The organism is Ruegeria sp. BC7 (assembly GCF_056539165.1).
On record NZ_JBQFUL010000002.1, the window covers coordinates 348,486 to 369,858 of the forward strand.

The window sequence follows — 21,373 nt, forward strand, 5'->3', positions numbered from 1 at the left end:
ATCCCCCGATGTCACGGCGCTTTGTCGCGCGTACTAAGTGGAATATACTGCAACTATGTTGCGAAAGCCTGCTTGGTCTGCACCTCGGGCATTGATGCACAGTGCAGAGATTTTGACTTAGGGCTCGAAGCAGCCATTCGCTGCGCGTTGGATTAATGGCCAAGGAGCGGACGAAGCCGCCGTTAACACAGTCATCAGCATGTGATGCCTAACAAGCGATATCCAAGCCACTCCCCAAACCTTCAGCGCGTCGTCCAGCAGTGTAAGTTCGCGTTCGTCTAGTTCGGTTCTACTGGCGGTCTGAGTGAAGAGGCGCAGGACTTCTTTGCCATTTCACTCTCGCAAAATTAAAAAAGAATAATGAAGTACTTACTCCAAACCCCCACTGCCAGGGCAATCCTCATAGCACTCTTTGTAATTGTTGTTGTGAGGGTATGCAGCTATGACAGCTATCAAGGGGCTGGATATCAAAGGCCTGATCATGATTATTGGGACGGCGGGGACAGGCCCTAAACCGAGTTCACTCCTGTACTGCGGCATCCACTGCAAACAGTCGCGCAGGTTGTCCGCAACTCGGACATAACAGACACTAGTACCGAGTTACCGTGAATAATATTCCGCCCAAAGAAGCAAAGCAGTTGGCGAGATATTCATCCTCGACATTCAGAATTTCGAGTATGATTTCGATGTCGGCTTAGTTCGCAACAAAATCTTCTCCCTAAGAAGATTGCGGCCCGTTTTAGTGCTGGAAGGCGATACGCGGAGTTGTCTGGGTTCTCGCACTGAGGCTACCTCACGCGTCGGGGTCATATGCAATCTACGGTCACACAGAGTGTGAAAGTCCACTTGCTTCGTTGCTATGCGCCAGAGCTGCTTCTGCTTGACCGACAACACGATCACGCACCTTGTTCAAACCGCGAGTGTTTAACCATTTCAACCACTTTCGCAGTGGAACAAGCTGTTTGCAGCCAAAACTGTCTATCCAGACAAACCTGCCCAAGCCATCTACTTGCGTTTGGAATACAATGTTCTTTAGGTTCTTGTTGCTGATCACGACGTGGTTTTCCATCAACGCATCAAAAAAATCGTTAAGCAATTTCAAGTGCAGGGTATTCAGGCGACCTGCTCGGATCATGTCCCTGAGGGTCGGTGACAAATTGCCATCAGGATCTGAAATGCGCTCGTACACCAGTCCTAGACCTAAATCAGTTGGCATCGTTCCATGCACTTCACAAATTGGCAGTAGCGCACCGGGTTCTTGTTTGCGAGCTTTTAGTTCCAAATACTCGCGAAACTCGCGCAGAAAACCATTGTACATGGTCGCACGGCGAAGGCGGCGTTCGATCCAACTGACGTCCGGAAGTTGTCCATGTGCGTCGTACGTGCCCGGCTGCGGCAACTTCACCAGAAGAGACGGTTCGTTCGGGTGTTCATAGATATGCTGACGCTTGCCCTTGGCAATCACAGGCTTATTGCTCAGCGTCAGCATGCTGCACCTCATAGCTTAGTGGTTTGCAAGTGCGTATGACAGTTTTGTGACAGAAGTAAAGAACCGTCCTCGAAGTAAAAAACTGCGCTTTTGTTTCCAGCGGAGAGATGGCTGCTAGCCAATGAAGTGGCGGACTTGCCCGTTCGCGGCCAGCGTTTTGCGTATACGCACCAAGTCCACCGCGTCGGTCTTGGGCGTTTCCCCCGACAGTTTAACAGCCTTTGCGCTTCTGGCCGTTCGTTTCGTGACTGGTTCAGAACGGTTGGATTTGCTGGCTGTCAAAATGGATGCCTTGGCCCGCGACTGCCAAGACGCATGCGTTCGGTTCGACCGACTGTCGGGGGACATCAATTCATCCATCCAGTGCAGCCTGTCGCTAGCCGAACTGGTGGACGCACTACCCGAGGCCGGGTTCAACCCCCGTCTTGGGGAAACTGAGCGACTTCGCCGCGCCTACACCGGTTGGGCGCGACAAGCCAAAAAGGACGCCAAGTATGCAAAACCCCTTTCGTGACCCGACCCCTGCACCCCGCTCCACCGTCAAGGGTGGGCGACTAAAGATTTCCGACGCCCTAGAAGTCACTCCGAGTTAATGCTTATGGTGCCCTCACAGAGCCGGACGTTCTCGTCTAATTTAATTTCATTTCAGCATCTAGGGTCCTTTTATGACACAACATCTCAAAGAGTATTTGGCCTACTATCAAGAACTCCAAGAACCCGGATATGCTGTTTTGGTGACCGGAGCTTGGGGCGTTGGGAAGACGCATCAAGTACGCCAATATGTCAAAGAGGACGATTGCTACTACGTTAGTCTTTTTGGGTTGCAAGAACCTAACGAGGCGCATGCGGCAGTTTATGCAGCTTACGCTCCTAACCTAAAGAAACTTGAGGTTATTGTTGGTGCAGCTGGCGATGCAGCTAAGAACGTCGGTGGACTAGCTTCACTCGGAGGTGCCGCGGCTGAATGGCTGAACGCTACGATGAGGCGTAATGTTCAACCTGACCGCACGCTTGTATTCGATGACATCGAAAGATGCGGTATGAGCTTAGAGCAGCTAATGGGCGTGGTTTCCACATACGTCGAACACTTGGGGTTCCGAGTAATTCTAATTGCTGATGAAGACAGACTCCAAGAAAAGCACGACGGTTATGCGGTCATGTCGGTCGTCTCGCGGGTTAGGTCTACCCCACGAATAAAATTATGCTGATGCCTCGCGTCAATTATTTCGTTTACAAACAGTCTATTAGCGTTGTCAGACAACGATATGACAACGACATTCTTCACCCCATATGCCCGGGTGTGATAAATTCTCAGGGTCCGGTTGGTTCCCGGGCGTTTCTCGCTGGTAAGTCGCTGTCCCGGAGGTTTGGTCGCCTGCGGGACAACGCATTTTTGGGATAAATGGACGGACGATACATCGCCGTGTTGGAATGGGGGTGTGGTCGCGTCTGGAATGCCAACTCCACTGGCGCGGTTTGCGTGAAAACCCTCGGGGTCCGGCCTGACACGCGACAGGCCATCCTCGGCACTCCGGGGGTTTTCAGAACCGCCAGTACACCCCAATTACACCCCGCGACGATATGGCCGAACCATTTGATATGGCGCAGAATACGGTGTCGTCGGGCTTGTAGGATGGAGGCGAGTACCGGAATCGAACCGGTGTACACGGATTTGCAATCCGCTGCGTCACCACTCCGCCAACTCGCCTTTTCAAGTAAAATCAAATACTTGCCGTGGTGTGACAGGCGTTTTAACAGCTTTCGTCTGGGGCGTCCAGAGGGTTGCGCTCAAAATTCCACGCCTTGAGCGGCAGCATCCTAGGTTCATTGCAAAGATTTCCTGTTCTGCGGCAAAAGTTTCGTCGTCTGGCCGTTGCCGGTTCAGCCGCGATATGGCAAAAGCCGGTAATCCAAGGGAATAGTAAGAGCGATCCAATGACAGATTTCGCAGCCCGGCGCCGCACGATGGTTGATACGCAAATCCGGCCTTCCGATGTAACGAAGTTCCCCATCATCGACGCGATGTTGAACGTGAAAAGGGAAAACTTTGTGCCGGACTCCCAGCGAGAGGCCGCATATGTCGAGGGATTGATCGACCTGGGTGGCGGGCGTAGCATGCTGGAGCCTCGCACTCTGGCTAAGATATTGGACGCGCTTAATATTTCAAACGAAGAAGTGGTTCTCGACGTGGGTTCGGCGATCGGCTACTCGACCGCCGTAGCGGCGCGAATGGCTCAGTTGGTCGTTGCCGTCGAGGAGGATGAGGATCTGGCGGCAGAATCCCAAACCCTTCTTATGGAAGCGGACGCGGACAATGCAATCGTGCATGTCGGTCCTCTTGAGCAAGGCGCGACCGAACATGGCCCTTATGACGTGATCATGGTCCAAGGCGGTGTAGAGCAAGTGCCAGATGCACTGATTGACCAGCTTAAAGAGCATGGGCGCATCGCTTGCCTTTTCATGGAGGGTGAGTTGGGGACTGTGCGGATCGGTCATAAATCCGGTGGTCGCGTGACTTGGCGCCATGCGTTCAACGCCAACGCGCCGATACTGCAGGCATTTTCCGCGGAACGTGCATTTTCGCTATAATTTGCAGACAGATTATTCTGCCGCCTTGATTAGTTGAAAACAAAGGCGCAAACTGCGCGTAGGGCTGCGTAATTTTGATTTGAGAGGATTTCGTAATGAGTTCTAAGTCGGGAGGTAAGCTGGTCAAGGCTTTGGCGTTGACGGCTGGTATCGCACTCAGCGTTGTTCCGGGACGGGCGGCTTGGGCCGACAACCTGACCGATGCTTTCATTGGCGCGTACAACACAAGCGGGCTGCTTGAGCAGAACCGGGCGCTGTTGCGTGCAGCGGACGAAGATGTGGCAATTGCCCTGTCTGCGCTGCGGCCAATCATCAACTGGACCGTGCAGGTTAGTCAGGATTACACGCGCTCGAATGTAAATGACGTGGTCGTGAGGGACGAGCCGTCGACCTTTTTCACCGGCCTTACGCTGAGTCAGTTGATCTACGATGGCGGCTTCGCAATTCTGGGCAAGCAGGCGGCACAGGAAATCGTTCTGTCCACCCGGCAGAACCTGATTGATATTGAACAACTTGTGCTTTTCCGCGCTGTGAACGCCTATTTGGAAGTCGTTCTTCAGGAAGAGACAGTGCAGATCCAGCTTAATGATGTCGATGTGTCCGCCGAAGAACTTCGGGCGTCTCAGGACCGGTTCGACGTGGGTGAAGTGACACGCACTGACGTGGCGCTGTCCGAAGCGCAGCTTGCCAGTGCTCAGGCGGAACTCGCGATTGCCCGCGGTAACCTGAGCAGGGCTCAGGCGGAATATGTGAACGCTGTCGGCAAATCGCCGGGGGCGACGGCGGGTCAGCCGAGCTTGCCCAACCTGCCGGCTTCTGAGTCGGAAGCGATTGCGCTGGCACAGCGCAACCACCCCGCAATCCTGTCCGCTCAGCACGAAGTCCGGGCTTTTGACCTGGCGGTTCAGCAGCAGCGTGCAAACCTTGGCCCGAACGTGAGCCTGAACGCAGACGCGGGTATCCGTGAAAGCTATGACAACGACGATAACCTTGAAGATGCGTCAATCTCGTTGAACTTCAACCAGCCGATCTATGCTGGCGGCCGTCTGGCGGCGAACGTACGGCGGTCCATGGCAACCCGTGATGCCTCGCGCGCGAACCTGTTGAACGTGCAGAAAGACATCACGCAGGGCGTTGCCGACGCCTATGCGCGTTTCCAAGCAGCGACCGCTAGCCTGAGAGCATCGACCGAGCAGGTCCGCGCCTCGCAGGTTGCGTTTGACGGTATCCGGGAAGAAGCGACATTGGGCGCTCGGACCACCCTGGACGTCCTGAACGCTCAGCAGGACTTGCTGAACGCGCAGTTGACTGAGGTTGGATCGCGCACAGAGCGGTCACGTGCGGCCTATGATTTGCTGCAGGCGCAGGGTCTGCTAACGGCCGAGCGTCTGGGCCTGGCTGTGCAAATCTATGACCCGACGCTGTACTACAATCTGGTCAAGCGCGCACCGGCGCAGGTCAGCAAGCAGAGCAAGGACTTGGATCGCGTTCTCAAGGCGTTGCGTCGCGACTAAGGGGCGACTCTGACTGTTGTGAGGTCCGAAGTGTTTGGCTACACTCGATTCTGAGGACAGAGTGGTAGTGCGGAATGACGGATAAAGTCGCAAACGGGAGCGTAGAGGACGTTTTGTCCTCTATCAAACGTCTGGTCGGGGAAGAAGGTCGGAAAATCCCTGATCTGGTTCCGACTTCGTTAGCGCGACGCCCCGGCCGACTGGTGCTGACGGACGCCTTGCGCGTCAGTGAACCGCCTGAGGATTCTGAACAATCACAATCTGGGACTGAGGCGAAGGGGTCGGCCAACGCTTCGGCTAAACCCATGCTTCTGCGGGCCTCGGACATTGTCGATCAAAAAGACCAAGCATCTGAGGAATCCTCCAGCAAAGATCCCGCTGATAGTTTGAGCGCAAAGATTGAGGCGCTTGAGGCTGCAATCGCGCGGACCGAAGATCAGTGGGAGCCCGATGGTGACAGCGAAGACGACTATTCGGGAACGCGGACAATCTCGTTGGAGTGGAACGCTGAAGATGAACCCTCTGCCGACGAAAGCGAAGCCACAACCGCTCCAGAACCCGAAGACCTAGAGTCCAAGGCAACCTTTATTCGCGATCCCGAAGTGACGGCTGCCGCCGCCGCAGTCTCAGCCGCAGCACCTGCGGAAATTCCGGCGCAAGACGAGGCTGCGCTGCGCCAACTGATTGCTCAGGTCGTACGTGAGGAATTGCAGGGCGTGTTGGGTGAGCGTATTACCCGCAACGTTCGCAAGATGGTGCGCCGTGAGATTTACAGGGCGCTGGCGGAATATAAGCCGGACTGACCTTTACGCGCGCGTGGGTGTCCGTGCCAGTTCCAGCAGGCAATCCAGATCCATGTGTTGTTCCAAATGGTCCGCAAGCGCGTCCAGCGTTTCTTCTACCCCGTCTTCATAGCTCAGGTTCGATACCGCTCCCAGTTGTGACAGGTAGCTGGCCCTGAAGGAGTCCGACGAAAATATCCCGTGCAAATAGCTGCCTCGAATGCGTCCAGTTTTGTCTGCGGCACCTTCGGGGCGGCCTTCGATCTCAAGCCAAGCGCGGGTACAATCGGCGCCTTGGGTTTTTCCCATGTGAATTTCATAGCCCGAGACCGGCTCGTGGCCCGGAAGCGCCTGCGCTTGGCGCAGTGTCACCTGCTTTTCGTCGGACATGACCGTGTCCACATCCAGTAGGCCCAAGCCCGGAACCGTGCCGGGACGACCATCCACGCCGTTGGGATCAGCGATCGTATTTCCTAGCATTTGATAGCCACCGCACAAGCCCAGCACATGCCCTCCGCGCCGGACATGAGCATAGAGATCGATGTCCCATCCCTGCGCTCGGAAAAAGGTCAAATCCCCGATCGTAGATTTGCTGCCGGGCAGCAGCACGAGATCGGCGTCTCCTGGCAGGGGGCGACCGGCAGGCACGATTTCCACGGTCAGGCCAGGCTCGGCCGATAGCGGGTCAAGATCGTCGAAATTGGCCATGCGTTCCAGTTGCGGCACCACGACCTTGCAGGTGCCTCCGCTGTGCGACCTGATGTCCATCATGTCCTCGGCGGGTAACTTCCAGGCATAGTGGAACCACGGAACGACGCCCAGGCACGGCCACCCCGTTCGCGCGGCGATATCATCGCGACCGTCGTCGAACAGGGAAACATCCCCCTTGAACCGATTAACAGCAAACCCCCGGATCATCGCCAGGTCGCCTTCGTCCAGCACAGCTTGGGTGCCAACGATCTGAGCGATCACTCCGCCACGGTGTATATCCCCGACCAGAACGACCGGAACGCCTGCGGCGCAAGCAAAGCCCATATTGGCGATGTCACCGTTTCGCAGGTTGGTCTCGGCCGGGCTGCCAGCGCCTTCGATCAACACAAGATCGGACTCCGCGCACAACCTGTCAAAACTCTCTAGCGTCGCGCCCAGCAGTTTGGACTTATCTTTGCGGTAGTCCCCCGCCTTCATCGTTCCCGCACGTTTTCCATGCACGATTATCTGCGCGCCAGTATCCGTTTCAGGTTTTAGCAGGATCGGGTTCATGTCTGTATGCGGGGCGCGCTTGGCGGCCCGAGCCTGTAGCGCCTGCGCCCGTCCGATCTCACCACCGTTTTCGGTCACAGCCGCGTTGTTCGACATGTTCTGCGGTTTGAAAGGAGCCACCCGCAGCCCGCGCCGCGTATAGGCGCGCGCCAGCCCTGCCACCAAAACTGACTTGCCGACATTGCTGCCGGTGCCCTGAATCATAATGGCGCGAACCATGCCGAGTCTCCTTCAACCTGTCGGGCACATGACCCGATTTGTGACCAGAGGAAAAGCCCCGGATGAACGGTCAAGCGCATCTTTTGATCCAAGACGCGGTCTGTTCGCACTAGCCGATCAGCCAAATGAAAAGCGCGCTCCTGTTTAAGAAGCGCGCTTTTTCATTGGAACAGAGGTCTGGATCAGGCTGCTTCGGCCTGCTGCGCAGCGTTGCGGCGCTCACTCTCTTCGCGCGACAGCGCGACCGAGGTGCGTACCCCGCGTCCGACGAACTCCATCAGTCCGCTGACAACGCGTTCATTGGGGTCAATGCCCGCGCACGACAATACCTCGCGGCCATCGCGTGAGCGTGCCCAACGAGCGATCTGTTCGGGGCCATTGCCGTACTTTTTGTCGTCGGCGATGGCATCATCAAGTGCAGCCAACACAACGGCCGCGAATAGTTTACGAGCACGGTTGCCTTGCTCATTGTTAAAGGCTGTGCCGTCAACGAAATCTCTCATCTCGTCTTCCTTGTTGTTCTTGCTCTTGCATTTTCGGCGTGACGGTCCTTATGACCGATTAAGTGCGATTCGGATACACCTAATATGCATAGTTGCGTTGCGTCATTCGCATGGCTTGCTGCAGCTGCAGCACAAGGTTTCGTTGTCTTGCCAGGTGCAGCCACGCCAGATATAGGGACCACAACTGACGCATCAACCTTTTGTGAAGGATTTATGTTATGCCCAAGATAAATGGGAACGAAATTCGCCCCGGCAATGTGCTTGAGCATAATGACGGGCTGTGGGCTGCCGTAAAAGTCGATCACGTAAAGCCCGGTAAAGGCGGAGCTTTTGCTCAGGTCGAGCTGCGAAATCTGCGCAACGGCTCGAAGCTGAACGAACGGTTCCGCTCGGCGGATAAAGTTGAGCGCGTGCGTCTTGAGCAGAAAGATCAGCAGTTCCTGTACGAATCCGACGGCATGCTGGTGTTCATGGACTCAGAGACTTACGAACAGATCGAATTGCCCGCAGAACTGCTGGGCGAACGCCGCCCGTTTCTGCAGGACGGCATGACAATTGTGGTCGAATTCTATGAATCCGAGGCGCTGAACGCGACTCTGCCCCAGAAAGTGACCTGCAAAATCGTCGAGACAGAGCCGGTCGTCAAAGGCCAAACCGCGGCGAATTCGTTCAAACCGGCCATTCTGGACAATGGCGTCAAGGTCATGGTTCCGCCGTTCATCGGCCAGGACGAGATGATCGTGGTCAACACCGAAACCATGGAATATTCCGAACGCGCGTAACTGACTGCGCACCCGGACACAATGAAGACCGCAACGGCATGCGCTGTGCGGTCTTTTTATTTGCGATCCTTTATATACCGGTATTTCTCGGGATTGGGGCCGAACAACTCTAGCATCAGCTCATACTTGATGCGGTTGGCGCTGACTTGTCTGTAGAAGGCAATCAGAAAGGCCGTTGGCCCCTGTATGCGGCCCAGCCCGCTGGTCGCGGCAACCACCGTGCCGACATCAGTCTTGCCCTGTAATACAAGGTACCCGCCCAGCATGAGAATACCTACGGTGCCGGCACCGTTGATGACGCTAAGTAGGAATTTGGCCGAGAGCTTCCAGATGAACATCCGGCGACGCGTGTTATAGATTTCATCGAACTGCGCTTCGACGTCACGGGCCACCGCGTCAATGTCGTCGGTCGTGAGCCTGTCTGTTGCGCTGCGCAGGATGCGGACGCGCTCGGCCACAAAAACATTCACTTTGCGCTGTGATATCAAAACGATGACGATCTGCGGCACGATCATCGAAAAGGCAATCAGACCCAAGCCCGGTTGCGTTGATGAAATATAGCCGATCACGCTGATCAGGGTGCCGATTTGAACCACGGGATCCGAAAACGCACCGCCCGCGAACTTGCCAAGTTCCTCGGCCTCGGCTGAAATGGCGGTCGTCATGGTGCCTTTGCGTACAGTTTCGCCATTTTCGCCCAGATCAGAGGACCGCAATAGCAGTCTTTGGCGGATCATGCGGATCATGTCCTCACCCAGGGTTCCGGCGCGATAGCCCAGCACCCACTTCAGCACCAGGCTGAGAAGGATCACGGACATCATGCCGCTGCCAAGATAGATCAGGCGTTCTGTATCGACGTTGTCTTCGGTCAGATGATTGATGATGTCGCGCTGAAATTCCAACGGCACGGCGGCCAGCCCTGCGATCGCAATGGACAGGACAATGAGGATAATCTGGCGTCCGGCACTGGCACGCCAGATCGCTCTATACAGTTGAAACATTTGCACATCCGGTTCTTAGGCCCGCAGTCAGTGTGACAGCGCCTTGAAGCTGATCAAACCGTGGCGAGGCAACTGATACGGCGGACGTGCTGGATTGGCAACAACTAGGGGTCCAGAGTGACCGTGGCACCTTGGGCTTGCAGATTGCTTTTGGCTCGGTCCAGCCGCAGATAGGCGATCGCCTTTCCGTTGGACTGCGTAAACAGGGTGCCTGCCGGTTTCCCGTCGGCCAGAATTTCCGCGCCGACCGGTGCGGTGCCGTCGACCCGAACTCTGCGCAGACCCTTGCGCAACTCGGTCTTGTGCTTCATCCGCGCGGTGACTTCCTGCCCGACATAGCAGCCTTTTTTAAAGTCGACGCCGTTTAACGCCTCGAAGCCGGATTCAAGGATATAGCTGTCGGGCGTCAATTCGATCGCGGTTTCGGGAATGCAATGCCGCACGCGGATCGCGTCCCAATCCGTTCCGTCGTCACCTTCGGGGTCGGCGGAATACGCCCTCCAACCCATATCAGGATGACGGGGGTCGGGCAGGGCACCTTGCGGGGCCGGACCCGTGCCGCGTTGAAGGTTCAGGCCGCTATCCTCAATCGTGACGTCGGCCCTCAGCTTGTACATACCCAACCGTTTGGCCAGTCCCTCCGCCAGTTCTTCGGCCACGTCCAGCAACACAGAGTCGCCGTCCCGCACAAGAAAGAAGTCCGCCAGATATTTGCCCTGCGGCGTCAACAAAGCGGCATAGACGATCCCAGCCTCAAGCCCGGCTATGTCATTTGTCACTAGCCCTTGCAGGAAGCTGTCAGTGTCGGCGCCGCCAAAGCGCAGGATGCGGCGATTGGGCATGTTACGTCCTCGTCTTTTCCTTTGGCCTCGTGATATAGGAGTTCACGCCGCCAAGACCAGAGGGTTTCAATCATGCCTGCGCCGATCAGCATCGTCATTCCCACGCTGAACGCGGCGGACACTCTGCCTGAAACGCTGCAGGCACTGATGGAAGGGTTGCACACCGGTCTAATCCGGGAATTGATCGTTTCAGATGGCGGTTCGACCGACAATACCCTTGAAATCGCTGACGAAGCCGGGGCCGAGATCGTGACCGGGGCAGCGTCACGCGGGGGGCAGTTGCGGCGGGGGTGCGAGGTGGCCGCAGGCGAATGGCTACTGGTTCTGCACGCGGATACCATCCTGCAAGAAGGCTGGAGCAAAGCTGTTTGCGATCATCTGCGCACGGGCGACCCGGCGACCTTTCGATTAGCCTTCCGCGCTTCCGGGTTTGCGCCTGCATGGGTGGCGGGCTGGGCCAATATGCGCGGTCGTCTGTTTCGACTGCCGTATGGCGATCAGGGGCTTTTGGTCCCAAGACGAGCTTATGCAGCGGCAGGCGGCTACCCGGACCAATCCTTGATGGAGGATGTGGCCCTTACCTTGCGTCTGAGCGGCGTCACAGTCTTGCCTGTCTATGCATTCACGAGTGCGGATCGCTATCAGAGGTCGGGTTGGTTGCGTCGGGGTGCGCGGAATCTGTGGACTCTGACTCGGTACTTTTTGGGGGCCGACCCCGAGAGGCTGGCGCGGTCGTATCGGCGATGAGGGTCGTGCGCAGCTCAACAATGGATTTACCCAGCCGAAACGGGGCAGCAAAACTTACCAGACATAATGCGATGATCTGCAAAACCAGAATATGCGCGTTGGCCTGAAGGTATTCCCATTCGTCCTTTAGCTTTCCGACTTGCGCAACAAGATCATCATAGCTTTGGGCGAGAATAACATAGTCCCCGGCGATTGCCGGAACTTTGCGGCGCATATTGTCGATAGCGGCCTGAGTTTTGTCGTCCAGCGATGTGAAGACCAGAAACTGATCTATGTCGAAGGATTCGACCTTGGAGGCCATCGCACGCATGTCGTCCTGCTCGTCCCGAGCGCTTTGCCCAAACAAGAAGTGAAGACCCTGTAGCGGCGCAACTTCGTTGGTAACGGCGATGAACAGAGGAAGTTCTGCGTTGCTGGCCGTGGACGCGGACAGGAACTCGACCTTTTCGCATAGAACCCCGATATCCTTATCATAGGCCGGGTCGCAAAAGCGCAGCCGGAACCGAGCGGCATCCCGGTCAAACGCCAGAGTTGCGGCATAAGCCACGTCAATCTGCCGGTCCAGTCGTGAACTGTCGGACGTGTACAAACCCGCAAGAACCGCGACCAAGGCACCGATCCCGCCAAGTACGACCCAAACGAGATCAGCCAGTTTCCACGCGCGGTGACCTGCCGGTTTACGGAACAGAAATCCGGTTCCAACCGATCCAATAAGAAAAAACAGGATCAACAGGGGCAGTTGATTGTCGGCAATAAACGTCATGCATACAAAGTGACGGTGCGTTCACGACGTGGCAACACTCCTCACGGGCTGTTGTTCTCTTTGTCGGATCAGACGTCACGAGCCGGAGCTTTGGCCGAATTTCCGAAACAGCTTGGTGCGGTCAAAGGCTTGCTCCAATTCGTCGGTGCGTTCCTTGACCGAGTCCCAGAGCCGTTCCTGCACCTCAGCGATGGCGCATTCCATCAACGCAAGGATCGAAGCCATCGAGTCCCAGGCCGAGGGCACCGCGATCCGGGCCGCAAAAGTGTGTCTGGCGAACCGGTGAATGGGCGAGCGCCACTGGTCGGTAAACAGCACGATCTCGGCCTCGCGTTCCTGACACAACTGTCCGATCAGCATGGTCGAGTTCTCATACCTGCGCACATCCAGCGCAACCAGAACGTCATTTTTGCGCACATCCAGCAGATCATGCGTCCAAGAGGCCGCGACCGGCAGTAGCCGGACGTCGGGTCGGATCATTTGCAAGTGCAGATAAAGGTATTGCGCCAACGTGCCCGTGATGCGCCCGCCGGTGATGAAAATCCGCCGGTTCGGGTCCGATAACAGGTTGCAAAAGCTATCGAATTCCTCGGGGTCAACTTCGTCTATCGTGCGCTTCTGGTTGGCGAGGGATTGCTGAGAATAGCGATTCAGGATGTGTTCTTCGGGCAGGTCATTCTGCCAGACGTCGCGCTTGGCGACGGGCCCCGAGATCATCTCTTTCACCTCGCCGCGCAGGGCGGCCTGAAACTGTGGATAGCCGTCGAACCCGGTTTTCTGCAGCATCCGCGCGACCGTCGTGGTCGAAACCGAGGCTGCGCTGGCCAGTTCGGTGATACTGCCAAGCCCGGCCATGGGGTAGTCGTCCAGCAGAACACTGACCAGTTGCCGTTCCGATGGGGTCATCTTGTCCCGATGAGCCAGCAGCCTGTCTGTCACCCGCACTAATAGTTCCTCCTGCATGTGCTAGGGGTATAATGTGAATAATTTTTCATCAAGATCAAGCGTGGGAAAAATTATACAGGAAAATTATTGACAGGTGTTTGCTGAGTGTGGAAATTTTTCCGCAACGATCACACATGGAATCGCAGGGCGGTAAATTGGACTTCGGAACAGTCGTTCACACGGATTTGGCAGACGACACGCCTTCGGTGGTGCTGGTCTGTGAGCACGCGTCCAATCGAATCCCAGCATTTCTTGGGGATATGGGGTTGGGGCAGGACGCGTTGCAAAGCCATATCGCGTGGGATCCCGGCGCATTGGCCGTGGCCAAACTGATGGCTGCGCGCATGTCAGCCCCCTTGGTCTATGGTGGCGTTTCGCGTCTGGTTTACGACTGCAACCGCCCGCCCGAGGCAGCCGGGGCCATGCCGGTGCTCAGTGAAGACTGGGACATTCCGGCCAATGCGGACCTGACGCCCAAAGAGCGTACTGCGCGCATTGAAGGTGTCTACGAGCCTTTCCGTAAAACATTGTCGGATGTGTTGGACCAGTACCGGGGTTCGCTGGAGGTGATGGTCACGGTTCACAGTTTCACACCCGTTTATCTTGGCGAAAAACGCAAGGTCGAACTGGGCATTCTGCACGGAGAGGATGACAGGTTTGCCGCCGCAATGATGGCTCAACAGCCAGCCCAGAACCCCTATGTCACCCGCCTGAACGAGCCTTACTCGGCCGCTGATGGTGTGGCGCATACTCTCGACGCGCAGGCTTTGCCGCGCGGGTTGCTGAACGTGATGATCGAAATCCGCAACGACCTGATTGAAACGCCTGAACAGCAATCGGCTGTGGCTGACACTCTGGTGCCGTGGATTGCAGGTGTCTTGTCGGGCATCAAAAAGAAGGTGGCGATGTGATCCGGGTCATGAGCTCATATGTCCGCGTTGTCGATGCGATCAACTACCGGATCGGGCGGGTCATGATGTGGGGCCTTTTCGTGATGATGGGCATTCTTCTCTGGTCCTCGATCTCGAAAACCTTCTTTCTGCCGTCGCTGTGGACGTTGGAAATGGCGCAGTTTGCGATGGTCACCTACTACATCATGGGTGGGCCATATTCGATCCAACTGGGGTCGAACGTGCGGATGGACCTGTTCTATCACAACTGGAGCCACAAAAAGAAAGCGTGGTTCGACGCCTTCACCGTGCTGTTGCTGATCTTGTATCTGGGCGTGCTGTTTTACGGCGGGCTGGGATCAACAGCCTATAGTTTGGGCTATTGGGGCGACGCGCCGGTGTCGTATTTCACCGGCCTTTTGACCGGCAGTGAAGAGATCGGGCGGCTCGAACGCTCGTCCACCGCGTGGCGACCTTATATCTGGCCCGTCAAGGCGATCATGGTGTTCGGCTTCTTCCTGATGCTGCTACAGGCGATATCGGAATTTTTCAAAGACATCGCCCGGATCAACGGGCAGGAAATCGGGGTTCGTCGGGCATGAGCCAGGAATACATCGCCATTTTCATGTTCGCGTCGATGATGCTGATGCTGTTCACCGGACAGCGCGTCTTTGGCGCGATCGGCGCGGTCGCTACTGTCGCTGCGCTGGCCCTGTGGGGGACGGGCGGGCAGGACATCACATTCTCGGCCGCGATGAAACTGATGAAATGGTATCCGCTGCTGACTCTGCCGATGTTCATCTTTATGGGCTATGTGCTGTCGGAAAGCCGTCTGGCGGATGACCTATACCGGATGTTCCATGTCTGGATGGGGCCGGTAAATGGCGGGCTGGCGATTGGCACGATTGGCCTGATGGTGCTGGTGTCGGCGATGAACGGGCTCAGCGTTGCGGGGATGGCCATTGGCGCAACCATTGCACTGCCGGAGTTGTTGCGGCGGGGCTATGACAAGACGATGGTCACAGGTGTTATTCAGGCCGGGTCCAGTCTGGGCATTCTGGTGCCGCCCTCGGTCGTGTTGGTGCTCTATGCGATGATCGCGCGGCAACCGGTGGGGCAGTTGTGGTTGGCGGGGATCGTGCCGGGCCTGCTGATGGCAAGCCTGTTCATCCTTTATATCTGGATTCGCTGCCGCATTCAGCCCGAGCTTGGCCCCGCAATGGAAGACGCGCACGAGGTGCCACGGGCCGAGAAAATCCGGCTTTTGGGTGCGGGCGCACTGCCGCTGATCATCTTTGCGGCGATGATGGTGCCGTTTGTGAATGGTTGGACTTCGCTGGTTGAAAGCTCGGCCATCGGAGCGCTGACGGCTCTGGTCGTTTCAGTCGTCAAACGTCGCATGACGTGGAAGATTTTCGAGGATTGCACCAAGCAGACGCTGGCAATCTCGTGCATGTTCATGTGGATCATTCTGGCCGCCCTTGGCTTTGGCGCGGTGTTCGATGGGCTTGGCGCGGTGAAAGCCATCGACAATCTGTTCACCGATCAACTGGGCTTGTCACCGTGGATGATCCTGATCCTGATGCAGCTCAGCTTTATCGTTATGGGCACGTTTCTGGACGACACGGCGATGCTGGTCATCGTGGCGCCGCTCTATGTGCCACTGGTGGGTGCGTTGGGTTTTGATCTGATCTGGTACGGGGTGCTGTACACGATCACCACCCAGATCGCTTATATGACGCCGCCTTTCGGCTATAACCTGTTCCTGATGCGCGCCATGGCCCCGCCCGAGATCACGTTGCGCGACATCTACAGCTCGATCTTTCCGTTTGTCGCGGTGATGGTGCTGGCGCTGACGATCATCATGATTTTCCCGGAGATCGCCCTGTGGCTGCCCGGATATGTCTATGGAAATTAACAAGAATGCCCGTTGAAGCGGCACGAGAACCTGCAACAGAGAGGAAATGACATGACAACAAGACGTAAGTTTCTGAAAACCGCCGGGGTCGGTGTTGCCGCTGCGCCTTTGGCCGCGCCCGCATTGGCGCAAAGCACGATCACCTGGCGGATGCAGACCTATGCCGGTCCTGCGCTGGCTGCCCACGTGATCGACCCCGCGATCGAGATGTTCAACAAGATCGCCGGTGACCGGATGCAGATTGAGCTGTTCTACGCCGATCAGCTTGTCCCCACCGGAGAGCTGTTCCGCGCCATGCAGAAGGGCACGATTGATGCGGTGCAGTCCGACGATGACTCGATGGCGTCGCCCACCGAAGTCACCGTTTTCGGTGGCTATTTCCCGTTTGCGTCCCGTTATTCGCTGGACGTGCCGGTGCTGTTCAACCAGTACGGCCTGAACGAGATTTGGGACGAGGAATATTCCAAGGTCGGCGTTAAGCACATCAGCGCTGGTGCTTGGGATCCGTGCCACTTTGCCACCAAAGACCCGATCAACAGCTTGGCCGATTTGCAAGGCAAGCGCGTCTTCACCTTCCCGACAGCGGGCCGCTTCCTGAGCCAGTTTGGTGTTGTGCCGGTTACTCTGCCCTGGGAAGACATCGAAGTTGCAGTGCAGACCGGTGAGCTGGACGGCATCGCATGGTCGGGCATCACCGAAGACTACACTGTCGGTTGGGCCGATGTGACCAACTATTTCCTGACCAACAACATTTCGGGCGCATGGGCCGGGTCGTTCTTTGCCAATATGGACCGCTGGAACGAGCTGCCTGAAGACCTGCAGACTCTGTTCCGCGTCTGCTGTGATCAGTCGCATTACTATCGTCAGTGGTGGTATTGGGGTGGTGAAGCCAGCCTGCGCGTCAATGGCGACAAGATGCAGCTGACCTCGATCCCGGATGCAGAATGGGCGACGGTTGAAGAAGCGGCAGTTGCCTTCTGGGATGAGATCGCAGCCGAGTCCGAAACCAAGGCGAAGGTTGTCGAAATCTTCAAGCAGTACAATGCCGACATGCTCAAGGCCGGACGGCCTTATCGCTACGGCTAAAATCAAAAGGGCAGGCGGCAGCGCCTGCCCTGACCAACGGGGAATGAGGCTGATATGAAACTCGACGATCTGAAGGCGCAGGTTTCTGCCGGAAACATCGATACCGTGCTGGTCTGCATGGTCGACATGCAGGGGCGCTTGATGGGCAAACGGTTCCACGCCGGTCACTTTGTAGCAGGTGCGTGGGAAGAAACCCATTGCTGTAACTATCTGCTGGCCACGGATCTTGAGATGGGCACGCCGGATGGTTACGCCGCCACCAGTTGGGAGAGGGGCTATGGCGACTATGTCATGAAACCCGACCTCAGCACTCTGCGCCCGGTACCGTGGCTGGAGGGGACTGCCATGGTGATGTGTGACGTGTTGGATCACCACACACATGAAGAAGTGCCCCACGCGCCTCGGTCCATTCTGAAAAAGCAGGTGAACCGGCTGAAGGCGATGGGCTATGACGCCATGTGCGCCACCGAGCTGGAGTTCTTTCTGTTTGAAAAGAGCTTTGACGAGATCCGCAAGGAAGGCTTCCGCGATCTTGAGCCGATCTCGGGCTATAACGAAGACTATCATATCCTGCAGACCACCAAGGAAGAGCATGTGATGCGCCCGATCCGCAACCATCTGTGGAATGCGGGGATTCCGGTCGAGAACTCGAAGGGCGAGGCCGAGACCGGGCAGGAGGAGCTGAACATCAAATACGCGCCTGCGATGGACACGGCCGAATATCACTCGATCGCCAAGAATGCGGTGAAAGAAATCGCCTGGCAGCACGGGCACGCGGCGACGTTTCTTCCGAAATGGCATCATGAGAAGGTGGGCAGTTCGTCCCACGTGCACCAGTCATTGTGGGAGGATGGACAACCGGCGTTTTTTGACAAGTCGGATGCGCTGGGCATGTCGGGCTTGATGAAAAGCTACATGGCCGGACTGCTGAAATACGCGGCCGACTACACCTATTTCATGGCCCCTTATATCAACAGCTACAAGCGGTTCATGAAGGGAACCTTTGCACCTACGCGGATCATCTGGTCGGTAGACAATCGCACGGCAGGGTTCCGGCTGTGCGGCGATGGCACCAAGGCGGTGCGGGTTGAGTGCCGTATTCCTGGCTCGGACATGAACCCCTATCTGGCGATGGCCGGAATGCTGGCCGCCGGGATTGCCGGGATTGACGAGGGGCTGGAGTTGCAGCCTCCGACGCAGGGTGATGTGTATCAGGGCGAAACGGGGATGATCCCCGGCAATTTGCGTGCGGCGCGGGATGCATTGCACGGGTCGGCCATGTTGCGTGCGGCTATGGGGGATGAGGTGGTCGATCACTATGCGCGTGCGGCAGAGGTCGAGATTGAAGAGTTTGAGCGTGTGGTGACCGATTGGGAAATTGCCCGCGGGTTTGAGCGGGCTTGAGACGGGTCGGAGCGAGGGGCCAGCCCCTCGCGCTCCCCGGGATATTTTTGGCCAGATGAAGCAGGGATCCTGTTTCTTTCGGAAATGGAGTGACTATGGGGCAGATGTTGAAATGTGTCTCACCGATTGATGGTTCGGTCTATGCAGAGCGAGAGGTGCTGTCGGCGGAGGCGGCATTTGAGGCTGCTGCGCGGGCGCGGGCAGCGCAGGTGGAGTGGGCGGCGCGGCCGTTACAGGAGCGGACCCGCCTTGTGATGGCGGGCGTGGCCGCCGTGGGGGCGATGAATGATGAGATCGTGCCCGAGCTTGCGCATATGATGGGGCGTCCGGTGCGTTATGGCGGTGAGTTCGGAGGGTTTAACGAACGCGCCAGCCATATGGCTGAGATCGCCGAGGCGTCTTTGGCCGATATCGCTGTGGGTGAGGATGAGACCTTTAAACGCTATATCAAGCGCATCCCGCATGGGGTCGTGTTTGTGGTGGCGCCGTGGAACTACCCTTACATGACCGCGATCAACACGGTGGCCCCTGCGCTGATTGCGGGCAATGCGGTGGTGTTGAAACACGCCACGCAAACCTTGCTGGTGGGTGAGCGGATGGCGCAGGCGTTTCATTCGGCCGGTGTGCCGCAGGATGTGTTCCAGAATGTGTTTCTCAGCCATGACGTGACCAATGAGCTGATCGCGGGTAATGCGTTTGATTTCGTGAACTTCACCGGCTCGGTCGGTGGTGGGCAAGCGATGGAGCGCGCGGCGGCGGGCACCTTTACCGGCGTTGGCACCGAGTTGGGTGGCAAGGATCCGGGCTATGTCATGGACGACGCCGATCTGGATGCGGCGGTTGATACGCTGATCGACGGGGCCATGTTCAACTCGGGCCAGTGCTGCTGTGGGATCGAGCGGATTTATGTGCATGAGAGCCTCTATGATGCGTTCGTTGCCAAGGCGGTTGAGGTGGTGAAGGGCTATAAGTTGGGCAATCCGCTGGATGCAGAGACGACGATTGGTCCGATGGCGAATGTGCGCTTTGCCGATGAGGTGCGCGCGCAGATTGCCGAAGCGGTCGCGGCGGGGGCTGTTGCCCATATCGAGACATTCCCCGAGGATGATGGTGGTGCCTATCTGACCCCGCAAATCCTGACCAATGTCACCCATGACATGCGTGTGATGCGGGATGAGAGCTTTGGCCCGGTGGTGGGCATCATGAAAGTGTCCTCGGACGCGGAAGCCATCGCGCTGATGAATGACAGCGAATTTGGCCTGACCGCCAGCCTCTGGACCCGCGATGTGGATCGTGCGGCGCGTGTGGGCGACCAGATCGAAACCGGCACTGTGTTCATGAACCGGGCGGATTATCTGGACCCCGGCCTGTGCTGGACTGGCTGCAAAAATACCGGGCGCGGGGGCGGGTTGTCGGTCATCGGCTATCACAACCTCACGCGCCCCAAATCCTACCATCTGAAAAAGGTGACATCATGAGCCTTGTTGGAAACTGGTCCTACCCGACCGCGATCAAGTTCGGCCCTGGCCGGATCAAGGAACTGCCCGAAGCTTGCGCGGCTGCTGGGATGAAACGTCCTCTGCTGGTGACAGACAAGGGGTTGGCCGATCTGCCGATTACCACGGCTACGCTGGATATCATGGAGGCCGCAGGGCTGGGCCGCGGCCTGTTCAGCGAAGTTGACCCGAACCCCAATGAAAAGAACCTCGAGGCTGGAGTGGCCGCCTATAACGCGGGCGGCCATGACGGGGTGATCGCGTTTGGCGGTGGCTCGGGGCTGGATCTGGGCAAGATGGTTGCCTTCATGTGTGGCCAGACGCGCCCCGTGTGGGATTTCGAGGATATCGGCGACTGGTGGACCCGCGCCGACGCCGATGCCATCGCTCCGATTATTGCTGTGCCGACCACCGCCGGGACGGGGTCCGAGGTGGGGCGGGCCAGCGTTATCACCAACTCGGAAACTCATGCCAAGAAGATCATCTTTCACCCCAAGGTTCTGCCCACGGTGGTGATCTGCGACCCGGAACTGACCGTCGGGATGCCCCAATTCATCACCGCCGGCACTGGTTTGGATGCGTTTGCCCATTGTGTCGAGGCGTTTTCCAGCCCGCATTACCACCCCATGTCCCAAGGCATCGCGCTGGAGGGGATGCGGCTGGTCAAGGACTATCTGCCGCGCGCCTATGCTGACGGCACCGATATCGAGGCCCGCGCCCAGATGATGAGTGCGGCGGCGATGGGCGCAACGGCGTTCCAAAAGGGCCTCGGTGCGATCCACGCGATGAGCCACCCGATTGGCGCGGTCTACAACACCCATCACGGCACCACCAACGCAGTCTGTATGCCTGCTGTACTGGACTTAAACGCACCCGCCATCGCCGACCGGTTCCAGCAGGCCGCGGCTTATCTGGGCATCGACGGCGGCTTTGACGGTTTCCGGTCCTTTGTCCAATCCTTCAACGACATGCTGGGCATTCCCCGCACCTTGTCCGAACTTGGTGTGTCCGAGGCACGGGTCCCCGAGCTGGTCAAAGGCGCGATCATCGACCCGTCCTGCGGCGGCAACCCGATCGAGCTGACCGAGGACAACCTGACCGCGCTGTTCAACGCCGCGCTGTAACAGACTTGCAGACCCG

At 57.3% G+C, this 21,373-nt stretch carries 20 protein-coding genes and 1 tRNA gene; 14 read left to right on the forward strand and 7 right to left on the reverse strand.

Annotated elements, in window-relative coordinates; all coding sequences use genetic code 11:
- Window positions 1-823: 823 nt before the first annotated feature.
- The gene (locus ACR0KS_RS06730) at window positions 824-1,489 is read right to left on the reverse strand and encodes a YrbL family protein (protein ID WP_170565247.1); all 666 of its coding nucleotides are present in this window, start codon (window positions 1,487-1,489) and stop codon (window positions 824-826) included.
- A 121-nt stretch (window positions 1,490-1,610) separates the two neighbouring features.
- Between ACR0KS_RS06730 and ACR0KS_RS06735 the strand changes: the two genes are divergently transcribed.
- Window positions 1,611-2,003: a hypothetical protein gene (locus tag ACR0KS_RS06735; protein WP_170565245.1), complete on the forward strand. Its 393-nt coding sequence runs from the start codon at window positions 1,611-1,613 to the stop codon at window positions 2,001-2,003.
- A gap of 151 nt (window positions 2,004-2,154) precedes the next feature.
- On the forward strand, window positions 2,155-2,697 hold the full coding sequence (locus ACR0KS_RS06740) for a P-loop NTPase fold protein (RefSeq protein WP_170565242.1): 543 nt from the start codon (window positions 2,155-2,157) through the stop codon (window positions 2,695-2,697).
- A gap of 426 nt (window positions 2,698-3,123) precedes the next feature.
- Here ACR0KS_RS06740 and ACR0KS_RS06745 read toward each other — a convergent pair.
- Window positions 3,124-3,197 (reverse strand) — tRNA-Cys (locus tag ACR0KS_RS06745).
- 227 nt (window positions 3,198-3,424) lie between these two features.
- Between ACR0KS_RS06745 and ACR0KS_RS06750 the strand changes: the two genes are divergently transcribed.
- The 3 genes from ACR0KS_RS06750 to ACR0KS_RS06760 all read left to right on the forward strand — a co-directional run bounded on the left by ACR0KS_RS06750 (window position 3,425) and on the right by ACR0KS_RS06760 (window position 6,395).
- Window positions 3,425-4,078, forward strand: a complete 654-nt coding sequence (locus ACR0KS_RS06750; protein ID WP_170486390.1) for a protein-L-isoaspartate O-methyltransferase family protein — start codon at window positions 3,425-3,427, stop codon at window positions 4,076-4,078.
- A 95-nt stretch (window positions 4,079-4,173) separates the two neighbouring features.
- Window positions 4,174-5,592, forward strand: coding sequence for a TolC family outer membrane protein (locus ACR0KS_RS06755; protein WP_170382435.1), 1,419 nt, complete (start codon window positions 4,174-4,176; stop codon window positions 5,590-5,592).
- A gap of 74 nt (window positions 5,593-5,666) precedes the next feature.
- Window positions 5,667-6,395, forward strand: a complete 729-nt coding sequence (locus ACR0KS_RS06760) for a hypothetical protein (protein ID WP_170565239.1) — start codon at window positions 5,667-5,669, stop codon at window positions 6,393-6,395.
- A 3-nt stretch (window positions 6,396-6,398) separates the two neighbouring features.
- Here ACR0KS_RS06760 and ACR0KS_RS06765 read toward each other — a convergent pair whose 3' ends face one another.
- The gene (locus tag ACR0KS_RS06765; protein WP_170565236.1) at window positions 6,399-7,856 is read right to left on the reverse strand and encodes a cobyric acid synthase; all 1,458 of its coding nucleotides are present in this window, start codon (window positions 7,854-7,856) and stop codon (window positions 6,399-6,401) included.
- A gap of 182 nt (window positions 7,857-8,038) precedes the next feature.
- A complete protein-coding gene (locus ACR0KS_RS06770) occupies window positions 8,039-8,359 on the reverse strand; it encodes a DUF6280 family protein (RefSeq protein WP_037310273.1) in 321 nt (106 codons plus the stop codon).
- A gap of 218 nt (window positions 8,360-8,577) precedes the next feature.
- Between ACR0KS_RS06770 and efp the strand changes: the two genes are divergently transcribed.
- A complete protein-coding gene (gene efp / locus ACR0KS_RS06775) occupies window positions 8,578-9,141 on the forward strand; it encodes an elongation factor P (protein ID WP_170325421.1) in 564 nt (187 codons plus the stop codon).
- A gap of 56 nt (window positions 9,142-9,197) precedes the next feature.
- Here the strand turns inward: efp and ACR0KS_RS06780 are convergent, their stop codons facing one another.
- Window positions 9,198-10,142, reverse strand: a complete 945-nt coding sequence (locus tag ACR0KS_RS06780) for an ABC transporter transmembrane domain-containing protein (RefSeq protein ID WP_170486393.1) — start codon at window positions 10,140-10,142, stop codon at window positions 9,198-9,200.
- 104 nt (window positions 10,143-10,246) lie between these two features.
- Window positions 10,247-10,984 carry a CAF17-like 4Fe-4S cluster assembly/insertion protein YgfZ gene (gene ygfZ, locus ACR0KS_RS06785; protein WP_170565233.1) on the reverse strand — a complete coding sequence of 246 codons (738 nt, stop codon included), beginning with the start codon at window positions 10,982-10,984 and terminating at the stop codon, window positions 10,247-10,249.
- Window positions 10,985-11,056: 72 nt separating this feature from the next.
- Between ygfZ and ACR0KS_RS06790 the strand changes: the two genes are divergently transcribed.
- Window positions 11,057-11,731, forward strand: coding sequence for a TIGR04283 family arsenosugar biosynthesis glycosyltransferase (locus ACR0KS_RS06790; RefSeq protein ID WP_170565230.1), 675 nt, complete (start codon window positions 11,057-11,059; stop codon window positions 11,729-11,731).
- Window positions 11,732-12,569: 838 nt separating this feature from the next.
- Here ACR0KS_RS06790 and ACR0KS_RS06795 read toward each other — a convergent pair.
- Window positions 12,570-13,439: a MurR/RpiR family transcriptional regulator gene (locus ACR0KS_RS06795; protein WP_480693154.1), complete on the reverse strand. Its 870-nt coding sequence runs from the start codon at window positions 13,437-13,439 to the stop codon at window positions 12,570-12,572.
- 155 nt (window positions 13,440-13,594) lie between these two features.
- Between ACR0KS_RS06795 and ACR0KS_RS06800 the strand changes: the two genes are divergently transcribed.
- From ACR0KS_RS06800 to ACR0KS_RS06830, 7 genes are all read left to right on the forward strand, one after another.
- The gene (locus ACR0KS_RS06800; RefSeq protein WP_480693155.1) at window positions 13,595-14,350 is read left to right on the forward strand and encodes an N-formylglutamate amidohydrolase; all 756 of its coding nucleotides are present in this window, start codon (window positions 13,595-13,597) and stop codon (window positions 14,348-14,350) included.
- An 8-nt stretch (window positions 14,351-14,358) separates the two neighbouring features.
- Entirely contained in the window at window positions 14,359-14,931 is a 573-nt protein-coding gene (locus ACR0KS_RS06805) for a TRAP transporter small permease subunit (protein WP_170415477.1), read from the forward strand.
- Window positions 14,928-16,247: a TRAP transporter large permease subunit gene (locus ACR0KS_RS06810; protein WP_170382455.1), complete on the forward strand. Its 1,320-nt coding sequence runs from the start codon at window positions 14,928-14,930 to the stop codon at window positions 16,245-16,247. Before ACR0KS_RS06805 ends, ACR0KS_RS06810 begins: the two co-directional genes overlap by 4 nt.
- A 51-nt stretch (window positions 16,248-16,298) precedes the next feature.
- A complete protein-coding gene (locus tag ACR0KS_RS06815) occupies window positions 16,299-17,333 on the forward strand; it encodes a TRAP transporter substrate-binding protein (protein ID WP_170382457.1) in 1,035 nt (344 codons plus the stop codon).
- 54 nt (window positions 17,334-17,387) lie between these two features.
- Window positions 17,388-18,737, forward strand: coding sequence for a glutamine synthetase family protein (locus ACR0KS_RS06820; protein ID WP_170565221.1), 1,350 nt, complete (start codon window positions 17,388-17,390; stop codon window positions 18,735-18,737).
- 95 nt (window positions 18,738-18,832) lie between these two features.
- On the forward strand, window positions 18,833-20,215 hold the full coding sequence (locus ACR0KS_RS06825; RefSeq protein ID WP_170565217.1) for an aldehyde dehydrogenase family protein: 1,383 nt from the start codon (window positions 18,833-18,835) through the stop codon (window positions 20,213-20,215).
- Window positions 20,212-21,357, forward strand: a complete 1,146-nt coding sequence (locus ACR0KS_RS06830) for an iron-containing alcohol dehydrogenase (RefSeq protein WP_170565214.1) — start codon at window positions 20,212-20,214, stop codon at window positions 21,355-21,357. The genes ACR0KS_RS06825 and ACR0KS_RS06830 overlap by 4 nt, the downstream gene beginning before the upstream one ends.
- Window positions 21,358-21,373 lie beyond the last annotated feature (16 nt).

Bases quoted from the DNA above. Each gene is read 5' to 3' on its own strand.
- ACR0KS_RS06830 (WP_170565214.1), top strand. From the start codon at position 20,212: ATGAGCCTTGTTGGAAACTGGTCCTACCCGACCGCGATCAAGTTCGGC.
- ACR0KS_RS06750 (WP_170486390.1), top strand. From the start codon at position 3,425: ATGACAGATTTCGCAGCCCGGCGCCGCACGATGGTTGATACGCAAATC.
- ACR0KS_RS06735 (WP_170565245.1), top strand. From the start codon at position 1,611: ATGAAGTGGCGGACTTGCCCGTTCGCGGCCAGCGTTTTGCGTATACGC.
- ACR0KS_RS06820 (WP_170565221.1), top strand. From the start codon at position 17,388: ATGAAACTCGACGATCTGAAGGCGCAGGTTTCTGCCGGAAACATCGAT.
- ACR0KS_RS06790 (WP_170565230.1), top strand. From the start codon at position 11,057: ATGCCTGCGCCGATCAGCATCGTCATTCCCACGCTGAACGCGGCGGAC.
- ACR0KS_RS06770 (WP_037310273.1), bottom strand. From the start codon at position 8,359: ATGAGAGATTTCGTTGACGGCACAGCCTTTAACAATGAGCAAGGCAAC.
- ACR0KS_RS06730 (WP_170565247.1), bottom strand. From the start codon at position 1,489: ATGCTGACGCTGAGCAATAAGCCTGTGATTGCCAAGGGCAAGCGTCAG.
- ACR0KS_RS06805 (WP_170415477.1), top strand. From the start codon at position 14,359: ATGAGCTCATATGTCCGCGTTGTCGATGCGATCAACTACCGGATCGGG.
- ACR0KS_RS06740 (WP_170565242.1), top strand. From the start codon at position 2,155: ATGACACAACATCTCAAAGAGTATTTGGCCTACTATCAAGAACTCCAA.
- efp (WP_170325421.1), top strand. From the start codon at position 8,578: ATGCCCAAGATAAATGGGAACGAAATTCGCCCCGGCAATGTGCTTGAG.
- ygfZ (WP_170565233.1), bottom strand. From the start codon at position 10,984: ATGCCCAATCGCCGCATCCTGCGCTTTGGCGGCGCCGACACTGACAGC.
- ACR0KS_RS06755 (WP_170382435.1), top strand. From the start codon at position 4,174: ATGAGTTCTAAGTCGGGAGGTAAGCTGGTCAAGGCTTTGGCGTTGACG.
- ACR0KS_RS06760 (WP_170565239.1), top strand. From the start codon at position 5,667: ATGACGGATAAAGTCGCAAACGGGAGCGTAGAGGACGTTTTGTCCTCT.
- ACR0KS_RS06810 (WP_170382455.1), top strand. From the start codon at position 14,928: ATGAGCCAGGAATACATCGCCATTTTCATGTTCGCGTCGATGATGCTG.
- ACR0KS_RS06825 (WP_170565217.1), top strand. From the start codon at position 18,833: ATGGGGCAGATGTTGAAATGTGTCTCACCGATTGATGGTTCGGTCTAT.
- ACR0KS_RS06780 (WP_170486393.1), bottom strand. From the start codon at position 10,142: ATGTTTCAACTGTATAGAGCGATCTGGCGTGCCAGTGCCGGACGCCAG.
- ACR0KS_RS06765 (WP_170565236.1), bottom strand. From the start codon at position 7,856: ATGGTTCGCGCCATTATGATTCAGGGCACCGGCAGCAATGTCGGCAAG.
- ACR0KS_RS06815 (WP_170382457.1), top strand. From the start codon at position 16,299: ATGACAACAAGACGTAAGTTTCTGAAAACCGCCGGGGTCGGTGTTGCC.